15 protein-coding genes are annotated in these 17,548 nt (G+C 60.7%); all 15 read left to right on the plus strand.

The genetic code is table 11. The features are described from left to right. The first annotated feature begins 4 nt into the window (after positions 1-4). On the plus strand, positions 5-3,850 hold the full coding sequence (gene recC / locus CK620_RS03935; protein WP_179290569.1) for an exodeoxyribonuclease V subunit gamma: 3,846 nt from the start codon (positions 5-7) through the stop codon (positions 3,848-3,850). A 533-nt stretch (positions 3,851-4,383) separates the two neighbouring features. Beyond that, positions 4,384-5,187, plus strand: a complete 804-nt coding sequence (locus tag CK620_RS03940; RefSeq protein ID WP_095549213.1) for an ABC transporter ATP-binding protein — start codon at positions 4,384-4,386, stop codon at positions 5,185-5,187. A gap of 44 nt (positions 5,188-5,231) precedes the next feature. Continuing rightward, on the plus strand, positions 5,232-6,236 hold the full coding sequence (locus CK620_RS03945) for an ABC transporter substrate-binding protein (RefSeq protein ID WP_238946004.1): 1,005 nt from the start codon (positions 5,232-5,234) through the stop codon (positions 6,234-6,236). Positions 6,237-6,263: 27 nt separating this feature from the next. Further along, the gene (locus tag CK620_RS03950; RefSeq protein ID WP_095549215.1) at positions 6,264-7,040 is read left to right on the plus strand and encodes an ABC transporter permease; all 777 of its coding nucleotides are present in this window, start codon (positions 6,264-6,266) and stop codon (positions 7,038-7,040) included. A 14-nt stretch (positions 7,041-7,054) separates the two neighbouring features. Beyond that, positions 7,055-7,888: an SDR family oxidoreductase gene (locus tag CK620_RS03955; RefSeq protein ID WP_095549572.1), complete on the plus strand. Its 834-nt coding sequence runs from the start codon at positions 7,055-7,057 to the stop codon at positions 7,886-7,888. A 55-nt stretch (positions 7,889-7,943) separates the two neighbouring features. After that, positions 7,944-8,495 (plus strand): cupin domain-containing protein, encoded by a 552-nt coding sequence (locus tag CK620_RS03960; RefSeq protein ID WP_095549216.1) that lies wholly within the window; start codon positions 7,944-7,946, stop codon positions 8,493-8,495. A gap of 41 nt (positions 8,496-8,536) precedes the next feature. After that, complete coding sequence (locus tag CK620_RS03965) at positions 8,537-9,484, plus strand: alpha/beta fold hydrolase (RefSeq protein WP_095549217.1); 948 nt, start codon at positions 8,537-8,539, stop codon at positions 9,482-9,484. A gap of 2 nt (positions 9,485-9,486) precedes the next feature. Next, positions 9,487-10,338 (plus strand): IclR family transcriptional regulator, encoded by an 852-nt coding sequence (locus tag CK620_RS03970; RefSeq protein ID WP_095549218.1) that lies wholly within the window; start codon positions 9,487-9,489, stop codon positions 10,336-10,338. After that, positions 10,335-11,159, plus strand: coding sequence for an SDR family oxidoreductase (locus CK620_RS03975; RefSeq protein ID WP_095549219.1), 825 nt, complete (start codon positions 10,335-10,337; stop codon positions 11,157-11,159). The genes CK620_RS03970 and CK620_RS03975 overlap by 4 nt, the downstream gene beginning before the upstream one ends. After that, positions 11,152-12,864, plus strand: coding sequence for a thiamine pyrophosphate-binding protein (locus tag CK620_RS03980; protein ID WP_095549220.1), 1,713 nt, complete (start codon positions 11,152-11,154; stop codon positions 12,862-12,864). Before CK620_RS03975 ends, CK620_RS03980 begins: the two co-directional genes overlap by 8 nt. Positions 12,865-12,877: 13 nt before the next feature. Next, positions 12,878-13,690, plus strand: a complete 813-nt coding sequence (locus tag CK620_RS03985) for an aspartate dehydrogenase (RefSeq protein WP_095549221.1) — start codon at positions 12,878-12,880, stop codon at positions 13,688-13,690. Positions 13,691-13,710: 20 nt separating this feature from the next. Then, positions 13,711-15,198: an aldehyde dehydrogenase gene (locus CK620_RS03990; protein WP_095549222.1), complete on the plus strand. Its 1,488-nt coding sequence runs from the start codon at positions 13,711-13,713 to the stop codon at positions 15,196-15,198. Beyond that, positions 15,195-16,166 carry a VOC family protein gene (locus CK620_RS03995; RefSeq protein ID WP_095549223.1) on the plus strand — a complete coding sequence of 324 codons (972 nt, stop codon included), beginning with the start codon at positions 15,195-15,197 and terminating at the stop codon, positions 16,164-16,166. The genes CK620_RS03990 and CK620_RS03995 overlap by 4 nt, the downstream gene beginning before the upstream one ends. A 69-nt stretch (positions 16,167-16,235) precedes the next feature. Continuing rightward, on the plus strand, positions 16,236-16,460 hold the full coding sequence (locus CK620_RS04000) for a recombinase-like helix-turn-helix domain-containing protein (RefSeq protein ID WP_095549224.1): 225 nt from the start codon (positions 16,236-16,238) through the stop codon (positions 16,458-16,460). Between the two features lie 38 nt (positions 16,461-16,498). Next, positions 16,499-17,548 carry an aromatic ring-hydroxylating oxygenase subunit alpha gene (locus CK620_RS04005; RefSeq protein ID WP_095549225.1) on the plus strand — a complete coding sequence of 350 codons (1,050 nt, stop codon included), beginning with the start codon at positions 16,499-16,501 and terminating at the stop codon, positions 17,546-17,548.

A 17,548-nucleotide genomic window follows, 5' to 3' on the forward strand; every position in this document is an offset into this window, starting at 1 on the left:
GCCCGTGCCCCAAAGCCCCGACTCCACCCCGCCCATCGCCCCCGGCATCGTCAGCCTGCACAGCAACCGCACCGAGGCGCTGGCCCAGGCCCTGGCGGCCTGGATGCGCCAGCACCCGCTGCAGGCGCTGGAGCAAGAGGTGGTGCTGGTGCAAAGCCAGGGCATGGGCGAATGGCTGAAGATGGCGCTGGCGCGCCAGCTGGGCATCAGCGCCGCCGTGCAAATGGAGCTGCCCAGCCGCTTTGCCTGGCGCATGTACCGGCGCATCCTGGGCCCGCAGCAGGTGCCACAGCACACGCCACTGGACAAGGCCGACATGCTTTGGCGGCTGATGCGCATCCTGCCGGCGTTGCTGGGCGAGGCGTCCGCGCCGCTTGCTGCGCTGCCTGCTGAGCGCCCTGACGAACCGATCTGGCAGCCACTGCGCCAAAGCCTGCAAGCTGCGCAGCGGGCGCTGGCCGGCCAGGCGCAGGAGGGTGACGGCCCTGCCGCGCCGCCCGATCCGGAGCTGGCCCAGCACGCGCTGTACCAGCTGGCCTCGCGCATTGCCGATTTGTTCGACCAGTACCAGGTCTATCGGCCCGATTGGCTGCAGGACTGGGCCCAGGGGCGCGAGCAGCTGGCCCCCTTCCTGAGCAGCCAGGCCCAGCCGCTGCCGCCCGCGCAGCGCTGGCAAGCTGCGCTGTGGCGCGCGCTGCTGCACAGCCTGGATGCGGCCCAGCAGCAGGCCATCCGCCCGCGCCTGCACCAGCGCGCGCTGGCGCAATTGGCGCAGGGCGGCCCGGCCCAGCCGCTGCCGCGCCGCATCATGCTCTTTGGCGCATCGCACCTGCATGTGCCAGTGCTGGAATTGCTCACCGCCCTGGGCCAGCATGCGCAGGTGCTGCTGGCCGTGCCCAACCCCTGCCAGATGTACTGGAGCGATGCCGTGCCGGGGCGCGAGCTGTTTGCCCGCCTGTTGCGCCAGACTGCAGACCAGCGCAGGCCTGAGCAGCAGCTGGCGGCCATTGAGCTCAGCGCCATGCACGCCCATGCCAACCCGCTGCTGACCACCTGGGGCCGGCAGGTGCGCGATTTCGTGCGCCTGCTCGAACACTACGAACAGCAGGCCCTGGCGCAGCAGCAGGGCCAGGGCCTGCCGCGCATCGACCTCTACGACACCGATGCCGATACCGAAGCCGACGCAGAGGCGGGTGCCGAGGCCGCGCCCAGCATGTTGCGCCAGGTGCAGCAGCACATCCGCGATCTGCTGCCATTGAGCGAGCCGCTGCGCACTGCGGCGCTGGCGCCGCAGGACCGCAGCATCTGCTTTCAGATTGCGCACAGCCCGGTGCGCGAGCTGGAGGCCCTGCACACCCATTTACTCGAACTCATGCTGCCCGGCGGCGCGCTGGATGCCGCCGGAGCAGCCCAACAGCCCGTGGCGCCGCGCGAGATCGTCGTCATGGTGCCCGACATCGCCCAGTACGCACCCCTGATCCGCGCCGTATTCGGCCAATACGGCCCGCAGGATGCGCGCCACATCCCCTTTGCCATTGCCGACCTGGGCGCGCAGGCCGTCAGCCCGCTGGTGCAGGCCGTAGAGTGGCTGTCGCAACTGCCGCAGCAGCGCGCCAGCCTGTCGCAGCTGAGCGACCTGCTGGCCGTGCCGGCCGTGGCGCGACGCCTGGGCCTGGACGATGAAGGCGTGGCCGCGCTGCAGGCCTGGATGCAGGGCAGCGGCATCCGTTGGGGGCTGGACGGGGCCCACCGCCAGCGGCTCGGGTTGGCGCACATGGGCGCGCAAAACAGTGCCTGGTTTGGCCTGCAGCGCATGCTGCTGGGCTATGCCAGCCACCAAGGTTGGCGGGGGCTGGCGCCCTATGAGGAAATCGGCGGCCTGGCCGCTGGCCACGTGGGCGCGCTGGCCCATCTGGTGCAGCGCTTGCAGCACTGGCAGCATGAGCTGGGCCACAGCGCCACGCCGCTGCAATGGGGCCAGCGCTGGCGCGCGCTGCTGGCCGACTTCTTCCAGCCTGCCAGCGAGGCGGACCAAGCCTCGCTGCAACTGCTGGAGCAGGCGCTGCAGCAATGGCTGGACGCCTGCCTGCAAGCCGGCTGCGAGCAGCCTCTGGCCCTGCCCGTGGCGCGCCACGCCTGGCTGGCGCGGCTGCAGGGGCCCGAGCCGCAGCAGCGCTTTCACGCCGGTGGCGTGACCTTCTGCACCTTGCTGCCCATGCGCGCCATTCCGTTTCGCATCGTCTGCCTGCTGGGCATGGACGAAGGCGTGTACCCGCGCCGCGCCGCGCCCAACGCCATGGACTTGATGCGCCTGCCCGGCCAGCAGCGCCCGGGCGACCGCAGCCGCACGCAGGACGACCGCCAGCTCATGCTGGAGGCGCTGCTCTCGGCGCGTCAGCAACTGCTCATCAGCTGGGTCGGCAAAAGCGTGCGCGACAACACCCCGCGCCCGCCCTCGGTGCTGGTGGCGCAGCTGCGCGACTACCTCAGCGCCCGCTGGAGCGCCCAGGCCGTGGCCGAGCGCACCACCGAACACCCGCTGCAACCCTTCAACCCGCGCTACTTCCTGCAGCCCCCGTCGGGCCAGACGCAAGAACTGCCCCTGGCCGAGCCGCCGCTGCCCAGCTGGGCCTGGGAGTGGCATCCCCAGCCCGGGGCGCAGCCACAGGCCAGAGACCCTGGCCTGCGCCTGTTGCAAGCCCAGGGCGACCCGTCCGCCGTGCCAACGGCCGCCACGCCCGTGGGCTCATCAGTGGGTCTTTTGCGCCCCTGGTCGCTGGCCGAGCTGGCGGCCATCTGGCGCCACCCCGTGCCGCAGTGGTTTGCCATCCGGCTGCAAACCCGCTTTGCGCTGCTGGACGAACAGGCCGACGATTGCGAGCCGCTGGCCATCGACGGCCTGCAGCGCTGGCAGATTTTCGAGCAACTGCTGCAGCGGATGCGGCCCCTGATCGAGCATGGCCCACCCCCCCAGCCTGAAGCACTGCAGCAGGCGCTGCTGCACGAGCTGGAACGCATCCAGCGACAGGGCGACATGCCACTGGGCGCTTGGGCCGGGCAACTGCAGCAGCAATGGCTGGCGCAATGGCAGTTCCTGCTGCAGGCCTGGCAAGCCAGCGTGCGCGACTGGCCCCAGGCGCAAACCTTGGCGCGACGCCTGCGCTGGCCGCCCGAGCCGGCCGGGCCAGCACTGCCGCAGCAGCCCTGGATCGAGGACTGGGCGCCGCCCTGGCGCTGCAATGCCGCTGGCGATGCGCTGGTGCTGCACGTGCAGCCCGGCCAGTTGCGAACCTCATCGGGCGAACTGCGCCTGCACCGCCTGCTGCGGCCCTGGCTGCAATCGTGCCTGCTGGCCGCCTGTGCGCCCGACACGAGCGCTGCTACCGAAGCGGGTGCGCACAGCCACGGCCCAGCCATGCGGGTGCTGGCGCTGGACGGCATGCTGGACATCGACCCCATCCCCGCCCGCCAGGCCCAGACCTGGCTGAACGCCGTGCTGGCCATGGCCGCGCAAGCCCTGTCAGGGCCACAGCCCCTGCCGCTGGATTTCGACACTGCCGTGGCCTGGTGGAATGCGCTGCACCAGGCCCAAAGCCAGTCAGCGCCTGAGCCAGAGGCCGAGCGCGCCGCCCGCAGCGCTGCCCGCCAGGCCTACGACGGCGGCTATCAGCGCACTGGCGCGGCACAACACCAGCCGGCCCTGGCCCGCGCCTGGCCGGATTTTGCTGCGCTGCAGGCCAGCGGCGCCTTCGAACACTGGGCCAGGCAATGGCTGCAGCCGCTGCAGGACTGGCTGGAGCAATACGTGCAAGTGCACTGGGCGCCAGAGGAGCGGGGCACGGTCCTTTAGCAGGCTGCTGAATACCTCCGCAAGGATGCACTCGCTCCCTCTCAAGGGGTATCCGACGACCCCTACCCCGGACTAAAAAATCGCTTGTAGAGCGTTTAAATAGGTTGAAGTTTCGGTAGCCAGCAGTGCAAAGCAGTATTTCAGCAGCCATGCTGGGGAGACGAGTGAGCATTGATCCCCATAGGTCTAATCGCATGTGCTTCAAATCTGCGATGGTTCTTGAGTGAGAGCTTGACAAGCTTTGGAAAAGCTTCTGGGTTCAGCATTGCCCGTGGTGTAGCCGTCTTGATGTTTTGGCTAGCAGAGTTTGTTGTCCAAATTGCTCGTGAGCAGCATTCAGGCCTGCCGTTTCATATTCCATTTCCCGATTCGATAGTGCTGTGGAAGTTTTGCTTCGCAACTGAGTTGTCTCCGTTTGCAGGAGCACAGGGCATGGGCAGCTGCTTATCCACAAACGAGGGTTTCTACGGATGTTGACGTAAAGAAATCACTGGTCAAATACGCCTATTCATTAGTGAATCAATGTTTTATATATGAAACAGGCGGTAGCTGTGATGGTGCCAAAGATTGAGTTCAAGAGTGTCGCTAAGTGCTTTCCCACTCGCGCCAATCCCCGCCCGTCGTATGCCGTGCAGCATTTGAATCTACAGATTGCGCAAGGCGAAGTGGTCTCTGTGATCGGGCCATCTGGTTGTGGTAAGAGCACATTGCTGAACATGGGGTCGGGCCTGTATCTGCCCAGCGAGGGGGAAGTGTTGGTGGAGGGGCGGCGTGTTACTGGCCCGGTGAGGCAAGTGGCTTTCATGCTGCAAAAAGATTTGCTGATGCCTTGGCGCACGATTCGGCAAAACGTTGAGCTGGGCATGGAGATCAATGGTGCTTCTAGGGACAAGCGTCAGCCTGTGGCAGAGGCGCTGCTCAAGAAATGTCATTTGGCTGGATTTGAGAATCATTACCCGTACCAGCTTTCGGGTGGTATGCGCCAACGCGCTGCACTGGCCCGCACGTTGGCGGTGCAGCCAGATGTACTCATGCTTGATGAGCCTTTTTCTGCACTGGACGCACAGACCAAGATGGTTCTACAGCAGGATTTGGCTGCGACTCTTTGGGAAGAGCAAAAGACTGCGCTGTTCATTACGCACGATTTGATTGAAGCGATTGCGCTGTCGGATCGAATTCTGGTGATGAGTGAGCGACCTGGCCGAATCATTGAGGAAATCATCGTTGAATTGCCGCACCGCAACAACCCAATGCAGCGTCGCCGTATGCCAGAAGTGGCACCGATCCAAAGCCGGCTGATGAAGCTTCTGAGGGTCGGCGAAGAAACATTGCACTGACCTGCCCTCTCCTCGTTCTCCTCTCCATTAAAGGAAGCCCAGAGATGACTGCTTTTGCCTCCACGATCGCTTTCCGCAGACTGCTGATGCCATTGGTGCTTGCTGCCGCCTGGAGTTGCCAGTCGCAGGCCATAGCTCAGAAGCTCCAAGATGTGACCTATTTATTGCCTGCACCGGCCACGCTGACGGCATTCGCGCCCTGGATGCTGGCGCAGCACAAGGGTTATTACAAGGAAGAGGGCTTGAATGTTCGATTCGTCGCTGCCCGCGGGGGAGTCGATGTGGCCAAGCAGGTGGGTGCTGGCAATGCACCAATCGGTGGCGCAATCGGTGATACGCCCATCATCGTGCGTGCCAACGGTATCCCGGTCAAGGCTGTGGCGCTGCTGGGTGGCGGCTCTCTGACTCTGATTGCCACGAAGGAGGAGAGTGACATCCGCAGTGTCCGTGATCTCAAAGGCAGGACAGCCACTGTGATGGCCTATAGCGACACTACCTATTACGCTTTTCTGGGTTCCCTGGAAAAGGCCGGACTGAATAAAAGTGATGTCAATGCTCAGGCGGCAGGCCCATCCGGTGTCTGGCAGCTCTTTAACAGTGGCCGCGCTGACGCTATGGCGGCAGTGCCCGATTGGATTGTCAATGTCGAGCAGACCGGCACTAAGGTGCGCATCCTGCCCCGGGAAGAGACTTTCCAGAGCATGGCGCAGGCGATTCTGGCCTCCGAGAAAACCATTGCAGAAAGCCCAGAGCTAGTGGGCAAACTGGTGCGCGCCACATTGCGTGGCATGAATGACATCGTGCAGGATCCGCAGGCTGCAGCGACCGCCTATGTTGAGGCTGTGTCGTCATACAGGGGGCAGGAAGCTATGGTTCAGCGTACCTTCGAACTGTACCGTGAGCACGTATATCCTGGTCAGCAGGTGCTCGGGTTCATTGATCCCAAGCGTTTGGCTATGGTGCAGGACTTTTACGTTGCTCAGGGAATCGTCGCGCGTGCTCAAAAGCTCGATGATCTCTATACCAACCAATTCGTCGGCGGTCAATGAGTTTGCACTCCCGCAAGGAGAAGCACGATGAGAACAAATGTATCCGCCTGGGTCAGCAGTGGTGTGGTGCTGCTGGTGTTTCTGGCTCTGTGGCAATGGGCACCGGGGCTCTTGGGCATGCCTGAATACGTATTTCCAAAATTGACCCGTGTGCTGCAAGAGGCAGTCCACATGTGGCGCAACAGTGATTTGTTCGGTCATTTTTGGATTACCGCTTTGGAGGTTGTGGTTGGCTTCATCTTAGGCTCGTTGCTCGGCATCCTATTTGGCGTTGTGCTAGGGCTCTCCCCCAGGGCTGAAGCGGTGCTTTCGCCCTACATCCTGGCTTTGCAGATTGCGCCCAAGGTGGCATTCGCCCCGCTGTTTGTGATGTGGTTGGGCTACACCATTTATCCCAAGGTTTTGGTAGCGATCTTGATCGTGTTTTTCCCGGTGATGGTCAACGTACTCTCGGCTGTGCGCACGGTCGACCCCGACATGGTCAACTTGGTGCGTGCGTTCAATGCAAGTCGCATGCAGATCTTTCGCTTGGTGGAGTTCCCATCGGCGCTGCCGTCACTGTTTTCGGGTTTGCGCATCGCGGCCACTCTGGCAGTGATTGGTGTGACGGTGGGCGAGTTGGTTGGTGGTAACAAGGGATTGGGCTTTTTGCTCATAGATGGCGAGGGGCAGGGCAATACCGCTGCTGTGTTCGTGTCAATTGCGGCGCTCACCCTAGTAGGACTTCTAGCTTACTGGGCAGTAGTGTGGTTGGAGCGACGCGTGCTGCACTACATCCCTCGCGCTAGTGTTGCAACGGTGTGATGGAGGCGATACCCATGGCGAGAGAATTCTCATCTCGACAGGCGTTAGGCCAGCGGCAGGACGGATCGCTGGATCAGTTGCTGACACATATTCCAACGACTTTGTTGGCAGGTCGCCGCGTACTGGTAACGGGAGCTGCGCGTGGCCTTGGGCTGGCATTTGCTCGCTGCATTGCCCGGGCGGGCGCAGCCGTAGTCCTGGCCGATATCCTGGAAGCCGAATTGCAGGCTGCCGTGCAGGGCTTGCAGGATGCCGGCGCAAGGGCACATGGCCTGTGGTTGGACTTGGCTGATCCCGAGGCTATTGGGCGGGTGGCGCAAGAGTCTCAGCACTTGCTGGGTGGGCTGGATGGCCTGGTCAACAACGCGGCCATCACAAACTCCGGGGGCAAGAGCGCCCACGAACTAACGCTAGACACCTGGGATCGTGTGCAAGATGTCAACGTGCGTGGCACTTGGCTGATGGCCCGGGCCTGTCATGCTGCATTGGCGGCCAGTGGTCGGGGAGCCATTGTCAATTTGGCGTCGGACACGGCACTGTGGGGGGCTCCGAACTTGTTGGCTTATGTGGCTAGCAAGGGTGCAGTGCTGGCCATGACGCATTCATTGGCGCGCGAATGGGGTGTCGATGGCATCACAGTTAATGCCATTGCGCCAGGTCTGACGCTGGTCGAGGCAACCGAGTACGTGCCGCAGGCGCGGCACCAAAAATACCTTGAGGGTCGGGCCATCCCGCGTGAACAGCAGGTGGCCGACGTTTGTGGCACGGTGCTGTTTGCGCTGTCAGATCTGTCGCGTTTCGTGACGGGCCAGACGCTGCCTGTCAACGGTGGTTTCGTCATGCACTGATTGCCTTGCTCCCAGTGCAATTTTTGTCCCGCAATCCATGAAGTAGGAGATACGCATGTCTGCAGTAGCTGAAAAATCTGCCACCGAGCCGCATAGCTGGGATCGCCCTGCGGGCGCCAGCTTTGAGGAGTGGATCAATAGTCGCATTGCGCGTTTTGCCACCAGAAAGTACGACTGGGATGCGCTGAAGTTCCAGGCCGACTACGACCCTAAGTACCGCCGCGCGCAGATGCGCTATGTGGGCACAGGCGGCACCGGTGTTGCCAAGGACGCCAATACCGTACCGGCCGAACACTTCACGTTTTCGACCATGGTCATCCCGGCTGGCCATGAAGGCCCGCCACACATCCACGTGGATGTCGAGGAAGTCTTCTTCGTCATCCGTGGCAAGCTCAAACTCATCATTACTCAGGGTGATGAGCGCTACGAAACTATCCTGACCGATCGGGACTTGGTTTCGGTACCGCCCGGCGTGTACCGCGAGGAAATCAACATCGGCGATGAGGATGCACTGATGTGTGTGATGCTGGGGTCCAAAAAGCCAGTTACGCCGACCTATCCAGAGGATCACCCTTTGGCCAAGATCAAGCGCGATCTACAGAAGTAATGCCGCTGCGCGATAGTCTGCCCATCTCGTTGAGTTAGCCCATGACCAGCAGCGCTCGAGTTCCTTTGCCTACGCCAGCCCAACTGAGCGATCTGGAAGCTACCTTCGGTCTGTTCAATATTCGTTTGGTGGATGGCAATTGCATTTCGATACGCGACACCGTGGCTGGACCGGTGCAGAGGCCAGTGCTGGTAGCTTTGCATGGCATTGGGTCTGGCGCTGCCTCTTGGCTGGAGGTGGCGCGCATCTTCAACCTGAAGCACCGCCTGTTGGCCTGGGATGCACCAGGCTATGGCGACTCCACACCTTTGAAGCAGCAAGCCCCTGTTGCCAGCGACTATGCCGTGCCGCTGTTGCGACTGTTGCAGTCCCTGGCTGTTGATGATTTCGTGCTGGTCGGCCATTCGCTGGGTGCGCTGGTTGCAGCTGCTCTGACAGCTTGGCAGGTACCAGGCTTTGTGCCTCGTGTGCTGGTTTTGGTCAGCCCTGCACTGGGTTATGGCGGTGTTGGACGCCAGACACGTGGCCAGCAGGTGCGTGCACAGCGTTTGGCAGGCATTGAAGATCCAGGTATTGCGACCACCGCAGCATTGCGACACGACAAGCTGCTTAGCTCCGAGGCTAGTGAAGTGGTGCGTGCTTGGGTGCACTGGAATATGGCGCGGTTAAAACCACTGGGCTATCGGCAAGCCATTGAGTTGTTGTGTGGTGACGATTTGCTGGCGTACTGCCGCGCTATCCAGGCCGAGCGTGAGCGCGCTGGGTCGCTGTTGCATGGATTGTCAGTGCATGTTTGGTGCGGCAGTGAAGACAACATCACGCCACCAGCCGATTGCCAGCAAGTTGCTGATGTGTTCGGTGTGTCTTTGGAGTTGATCGGTGACTCTGCTCACGCTTGTTATGTGGAACAGCCTGTTGCTGTGGCTCAACGTCTGGAGCAGGTGCTGCAAACGTTACAGGGGCCTCTGTCTTCATCGAAAGGAACTTGACGATGGCTGATTCGAGCAAAAGCGAACTTGACGACAGTCGCTACATTGTTCCGGCGCTTGAGCGCGGGCTGTTGATTCTTAGCCAGTTCACGCGTGAGCGACGCCAGATTGGTGCCCCAGAGCTTTCGCAACGTTTGCAGCTGCCACGCTCGACCGTATTTCGCTTGCTCAATACCTTGGAAAGCATGGGCTTTGTCGAGCGCACTGAAAACGGGCGTGAATACAAGCTGGGCTTGGGTGTACTCCGTTTAGGTTTCGAGTATTTGGCGTCGTTGGATCTGACAGAGCTGGGCACTCCACTGATCAACCGGTTGTGCCAGCAATTGGGGTACCCGGCCAACTTGGTAGTGCGTGATGGGCGGCACATTGTCTATGTTGCCAAGGCCACTTCTTCCTCCGCGCCGTTCATCGGCTCGGTGTCGGTGGGCACGCGCTTGCCTGCGCACGGTACTGTGCTTGGTCACGTACTGCTTAGTGGGATGACGCTGGCGCAGCTCAAGGAACTGTATCCTGAGGTGGAGCTTGAACGATTTTCCAGCCAGACACCGGTTGATGTCAGTGAGCTCTACCAGTCGGCCACGCAAATCAGCAAGCAGGGCTACGTAGCGGGTGAAGGCTTTTACGAATCGCACATTTCTACGGTGGCCGCACCGGTGTTCAACCACAGCGGTCATGTTGTCGCGGCGCTGGGAGTGACGCTGGGTGCGCCACAGATTGAGCAGAAGCATAAACAGATGCTGATCGACAGCGTGTGCGAAGTGGCCAGCGAGTTGTCGGCGCTGCTTGACTATGCGCCGGCCATGCAGCGTCACTGGGATGTGCCGTTGCGTGCAGTGGGCAGGAGTGTGGCATGACGGCGGCCTTCTGGAATTCCAAGGCGTTGCAAGGGCGCACGGCAGTGGTCACGGGTGGCAGCTCAGGAATTGGCTTGGCGACGGCACGACTATTGCTGGCTTGTGGTGCGAAAGTAGCAATTTGTGGCCGCAGTGTCGGGCGGCTGGATGCTGCGCGCGCTGAGCTGCTACGTGATTACCCGGATGCCTCCCTGTATGTGCAGGCCTGTGACGTGCTGGATGCCGTCAGCGTGCGGGCCTTCGCCGCCAGTGTGCAAAACGTCCTGGGTGATGCGGCGATGCTAATCAACAATGCCGGTCAAGGGCGCATTTCAACTTTTGCCGATACTGAGGACGAAGCATGGCGCGAGGAGTTGAATCTGAAGTTTTTCTCGGTCATCTACTCCACACGTGCCTTTTTGCCGCAATTGGCGGCGCAAGCGGCCATGCTGGGCGATGCGTCCATCGTCTGCTCCAACTCATTGCTGGCACGCCAGCCCGAACCACACATGGTGGCTACTTCCGCCGCACGCGCGGGCCTGGTCAACCTAGTGCGCTCCATGGCCACTGAATTTGCGCCGCAAGGAGTGCGTGTCAACGGCATCCTGATTGGACTGATCGAGTCCGGGCAGTGGCGTCGTCGCTTCGAGGCGCGTGAGGAGCGCTTGCTCGACTGGCCTGCTTGGACTGCCCGGTTGGCTGCTCAGAAACATATCCCTATGCGGCGGCTAGGCCGGCCAGAAGAAGCCGCGCAAGCCATTGTTTTTCTTGCATCACCCCTGTCCAGTTACACGACAGGTAGCCATATCGACATATCTGGAGGCCATTCCCGCCATGCCTGACAGCCAAGCACAAAACTCTCCCATGGTGACCGTTGGTGCAGTCGTTGCCGCATTTTTGGAGCAATGTGGCGTACGGGCCGTATTCGGGGTCATTTCGATCCACAACATGCCCATTCTTGATGCCCTTGCGCAGCGAGGCAAGCTGCGCTTCGTGCCAGCGCGCGGCGAGGCTGGAGCGGGCAATATGGCCGACGCGTATGCGCGCTCTACCTCCAGTTTGGGCGTGTGCATCACCAGCACCGGGCCAGCTGCAGGCAATATTGCCGGAAGCTTGGTCGAAGCCTGCACGGCCGGCGTGCCACTGTTGCACATCACGGGCCAGATCGAATTACCGTATTTGGATCGCAAGATGGCTTACATCCATGAGGCGCCTGAACAGCTCAAGATGCTGGAAGCCGTCTCCAAGGCAGCGTTTCGTGTCTACAGCGCTGAGAATGCGTTGGGCGTGTTCAAAAAGGCGGTTCAGGTTGCGATGACGGCCCCGATGGGCCCGGTCAGTATTGAAATTCCCATCGATGTGCAGCAGACATTAGTGCCGATGCCGGCTGATCTGACGCCGCTGCCTGTGGCACAAGCCGTACCCGACGCTGATGCGCTGGATGCTTTAGCTGATCGGCTGACCTCGACAAAGCGCCCAATGTTGTGGTTGGGTGGTGGTGCGCGCCATGCCGGTGAGGCTGTGCGCCGCCTGCAGAAGCTTGGGTTTGGCATTGTCACCAGTGTGCAGGGGCGGGGCATTGTGCCTGAGGATGCCCCAGGTTCGTTGGGGGCCTACAACATCCAGAAGCCCGTCGAGGCGTTCTACCAGACCTGTGATGCCATGCTGGTAGTTGGCTCGCGTTTGCGCAGCAATGAGACACTGAAGTACGAACTCAAGCTGCCCAAACCGCTGCTGCGCATTGATGCGGACGCGGCAGCCGATGGACGTTGTTATCCCAATGAGTTGTTTGTTTGGGGTGATGCGAAGCTGGCGCTGCAAGGGCTGGCCGATCGCCTTGAGGCACGTCGGTGGCAGGCTGATGCAGCGTTGTTATCCGATCTGCACCGGGCACATGGTGATGCCGTTGCTTCGTTGCGCGATGGTTTGGGCCCATATGAGGAACTGGTCAAGCAAATCCAGGCCATGGCAGGGCGTGAGTTCAACTGGGTACGCGACGTGACCATCTCCAACAGCACCTGGGGTAACCGTGAGCTGCGTGTCTTTGAGCCTAACCAGGGCGTGCATGCCACTGGCGGCGGAATTGGCCAGGGCATGCCGATGGCGATTGGTGCAGCGGTGGGGGCGGCGGTAACGCAATCGGGCCGCAAGACTTTTTGTCTGGCTGGCGATGGCGGCTTTATCTTGAATCTTGGTGAGCTGGCCACGCTGGTGCAGGAGCGCTGCGACGTGGTGGTGGTGTTGATGAATGACAGAGGCTACGGTGTCATCAAGAATATTCAAGTGGCGCAGTACGGTGGCCGCCTCTGCTACGTCGATCTACACACGCCCGATTACGCGCAGCTGTGTGCTTCGCTGCAATTGCCTCATGCGCGTTTGTCTAGTTTGGATGATTTGCCGACACTGTTGCGGAGAGCATGTTCGCAGCAAGGGCCGTTCATTCTGGAGGTGGACATGCAGGCGATCGGCAATTTCAAAATGCAATTCGCTGGGCCGCCAGTGAACAAACTCGTGCAGATTCCGGCTTTGCAGCCAGCTGTAGTGTGAGGAGCATGTAGCTATGCTGCGCGTAGCTTTGATAGGGCTGGGAGCCATTGGTAGTGCTGCTGCAGTTCTGCTGCGAGATATGCCGGGGGTACAGCTTCGGACTGTGGTCGTTTCTGGTGCGGCATCTACAGCACGAATGGCCGAGGTACAGAAGCGGCTTGTTGCTTTGGTTCCCGAGGCAGTGCTGACGGATGCTGTGCCTTTGGAAGGTATTGACTTGTTGGTTGAGGCCGCAGGGCATGGCGCCATCGCTGAGCATGTGCTGCCCGCGTTGCGGCGTGGCCTGCCATGCATTGTGGCTTCAGTAGGGGCGCTGTCTGAGCCGGGTTTGATCGAACAACTTGAAGAAGCGGCTTGCCAAGGCGGCACACAGCTGGAGTTGATCGCCGGTGCCATCGGTGCCATTGATGCGCTGGCTGCTGCCAAGGTAGGCGGTCTCTCTCAGGTTCGCTATACCGGCCGTAAACCACCTCAGGCTTGGATGGGAACGCCGGTAGAGCAGAGGGTCGATCTGGCTGCGTTGTGTGAACCGCAAGTGGTTTTCGAGGGCACGGCCCGACAGGCGGCCGCGCAGTTCCCGAAAAATGCCAACGTTGCAGCGACTGTGTCGCTGGCCGGGCTGGGGCTGGATGCAACGCAGGTGCGACTGATTGTCGATCCAACAGTGCGGGATAACGTCCACACTATTGAGGCAGAGGGCTCTTTCGGCCACTTCGAGTTGAGCATGCGCAATTTGGCGTTGGCGAGCAATCCCAAGACCTCGGCACAGACCGTCTACAGCTTGATACGGGCTATCCAGAACCGGGTGCAGCCAGTGATTATTTGAACTTCTCAAAGACAAGCACGATGAATAACTGTTTGCCAATCAACATTGCTGGTGAATGGCGCGATGGCCGTGGCGAGGAATACGCCACTACCTACCCAGCCACTGGTGAAGAAGTTGCGCGGCTGCGTGCAGCCAGCGTCGAGGACGTCCAGGAAGCCATTGAGCACGCTCACCACGCTTTTTTGCAGAGCGACTGGGCGCGGCGTTTGCCACATCAGCGCGCCGACGTGCTCTACCGCGTTGCTCATCTGATCCGCGAGCGTGCGGAAGAGTTGGCGCAGCTGCAGCGCCAGGACAACGGCAAGCCGATTAGCGAAACCCGCGCTTTGGTGGCCAGCGCGGCTGGCACTTTCCAGTTTTTCGGTGCAGCTTGTGAGACCTTGGAGGACATCATTACTCCGTCGCGGGGTGAATACGTGAGCATGAGTGTGCACGAGCCGATGGGGGTGGTTGCAGCCATTACGCCGTGGAACTCGCCTATTGCTAGCGATGCGCAGAAGCTGGCACCGGCGCTGGCGGCGGGTAATGCAGTAATTCTCAAGCCAGCCGAGGTCACTCCGTTATTGTCGCTGGAATTGGCCCGTATCTGTGAGCAGGCCGGCCTGCCCAAGGGGCTAGTCAGCGTGCTGCCTGGCAAGGGGTCGGTCATCGGCGATGTGGTCACGCGCCATCCACTGGTCAAGAGAGTCTCATTCACCGGCGGCACAAGCACTGGCAAGCACATTGCTGCTATTGCCGCTAGCAAGATGATGCCTGTGTCGATGGAGTTGGGTGGCAAGTCTGCGACGATGGTATTGGAAGATGCTGATCTCGATCATGCTGTCGCTGGTGTGCTGTTTGGCATTTTCAGCAGCTCGGGTGAGTCCTGCATTGCTGGCTCACGTTTGTTCGTCGCGCGGCGTATCTATGACGAGTTCATTCAGCGCTTGGTCGCTGGCGCACAGGCGCTGCGCGTTGGGGATCCAGCAGCGGAGAGCACACAGATGGGACCACTGATTACGGCCAGCCATCGTGATCGTATTGAGCGCTATGTGGCCATGGGTGTGGAGGAGGGAGGGAGTATCCGCACCGGGGGTGTGCGTCCCAGTGGTGGCGTATTTGAGCGCGGTTGGTTCTATACGCCCACCATCATTGAAGGGTTGAGTAACCAAGCCCGCATAGCGCAGGAGGAAATCTTCGGCCCGGTGCTGGTGGCAATGCCCTTTGATGACGAGGAGTCACTGATCGAGCAGGCCAATGATAGTGTCTATGCGTTGGCTGCTGGCGTCTGGAGCCGCGACTTCAAACGCGCTTGGCGCATAGGCCGTGAGGTACAAGCGGGCACCGTCTGGATCAACACCTACAAGCAGTTTTCGATTGCCACCCCGTTTGGCGGCTGGCGTGATTCTGGCCTGGGCCGCGAGAAAGGGCGCCAGGGCATCTTTCAGTACATGGAGCAAAAAAGCATGTACTGGGGTACGAATGAACAGCCGTTGGCCTGGGCCTGCATTCAAGGAGGAAAGCAATGAGCGTGCTCGGTATCGACCAAATCACGTACGGCGTGGAAGACATTGCCACCTGCGAGCGCTTCATGAGCGATTGGGGTCTGACGCCGGTTGACAGCCATCCGGACGAGAGGGTGTTTGAATGTCTCAATGGCTGCCGTGTCGTGCTTGCCGATGCTAATAGGTCAGACCTGCCCCCTGCTATCGAGGACGGGGCGACATTGCGCGAAGTCATATGGGGTGTTGAGAGTGCAAGTGATTTGGACGCCATAGCCGAGCGCATTGCCACCGAGTCGGGGTTTTTTGACGCATCGGTTGAAGGTGTACGCCGTATCGGCTGTGTGGACCCGAACGGCATGGCTGTGCGTCTGCAAGTCACGCGCAAGCGTGACGTGGACGTGGAATGTGCCGCTATGAATACTTGGAAGGAGCGCCCGCGCGTCGATTCGCCGGCGCCGATTTACGAACGTGCTCACCCCATTGAGGTTGGTCACGTAGTGTTTTTCGTCGCGGACGTTCAGGCCGTCGAAAAATTTTATGCCGAGAAATTCGGTTTCGTTTCGTCCGACCGCTACCCCGACCGCGGAGCCTTCATGCGCTGCGCCGCCGAAGGTGGCCACCACGATTTATTCCTGCTGCAATTGCCCAACGGTAAGCGTGGCTTGAACCACGTTGCCTTCACAGTACGTGACATCCATGAGGTGTTTGGTGGCGGCATGCATGTCTCGCGCTGTGGCTGGGAAACCCAGCTTGGCCCGGGTCGCCACCCAGTTTCTTCGGCCTATTTCTGGTATTTCAAGAACCCGGCCGGCGCGCTGATCGAGTATTACGCCGATGAGGATCAACTGACCGCTGCATGGCAGCCACGGGAATTCAAGCCTGGCCCGACGGTGTTCGCCGAATGGGCCATTGAAGGAGGCATTGACGGCCAGACGCGTCGCCAGAAAGACGCTACAGATCCGCAGGGTAAGTTTCTGACCGAGAAGCGCTGACTGCATCAAAAACCTCTTCATTTGGTTGCACGCTTTTTCCCCACGTAGTACTGAGAACTGGAGCCCATCATGCAAGTCCACGATCGTTACTTAGAACCCCATCAGGCCAGAACCCGTGCACAAACCAGCTACGAAGACTTGCTGGGCGATGCGTTGGAGCGCGCCTTTGGCATGGGGCTCTACGATTTACCCAGTCTGATCGACTACCTTAACAAAGCAGGTCCGGTCAGCCCCAGCGGCAAACCCTGGACTGAAGAGAGTTATCGTGCTGAGATCAAGGTGCTTGGCCGGTGATCGGCGCATCTGGCGCCCCATGACAAGGAGTGACGACCATGCAAACCATTCCCCCCATCGATCCTGTTGAGCAGTTGCTCGAAGTCGGCCTCAAGGACCTTTGGTACCCGATTTGTCCATCCGAATTCATCAAAGAGGCACCAGTGTCACTGTACCGCCTGGGCCTTAAGTTGGTGTTGTGGCGCGATGCCACCAATGGCCGGCTGCATGCACTGGAAGATCATTGCCCGCATCGCGGCGCGCCGCTGTCGCTGGGCGTGGCGCTGGGTGACACCATCGCCTGTCCTTACCATGGTGTCGAGGTGCGCTGTGACGGAACGGTCACTAAAGTCCCCGGCAGTCCTGGCTGCAAGCTAGAAGGGTCGCGTGCTACACGCAGCTATCCGGTGCGCGAGCGTGCTGGCGCGGTCTGGCTCTATAACGCTTGGGATGCACACTGTGATAACCCTCCCGAACTGGTGTTGCCCGAGGAGTTGGCTAACGACGATGAGTATGCGCGCTTTCTCTGCTACGTTGAATGGAAGGGAGATTGGCGCTACATCAACGATAACGTCATGGATCCGATGCACGGTACCTTCCTGCACAAGCAGTCGCACACCATGCACAGCGGCGATACGCAAGCCAAGTTCGCCATCCGAGACACCGATACCGGCTTCATATTCGAGAAAGAAGGTCAGCGCAACGTCAACTTCGACTGGACCGAGTTTGGTGATACGGGCACGCACTGGATGCGTCTGGAAATCCCATACCCAAAGACTGGCGGGCCGGGCGGTAATTTCGCCATCATTTATGGCATCTCACCCATTAGTCAGGCGTTGTCGGCCGTGTTCTTTTGGCGCGTGCGCAAATTGGCACCAGGCTGGGAGCGTGACACTTGGCGCTTTCTCTACCGCAATCGCCTGGAGGCGCGTCACTGGGCCGTGCTCGAACAAGATCGTGTGTTGGTTGAGCACATGGAAGCCGGTGCCAATCTGCGCGAATCGCTCTACCAGCATGACATGGGTTTGGTGCGGTTGCGGCGTCATCTGCGTTCGATGGCCAAGCAGCAGCTGCAGGCGCGTGAGCAGCCGGCCGCCCAAGCCCTCTGA

The organism is Vandammella animalimorsus (assembly GCF_002285285.1).
GTDB lineage: Bacteria > Pseudomonadota > Gammaproteobacteria > Burkholderiales > Burkholderiaceae_C > Lampropedia > Lampropedia animalimorsus.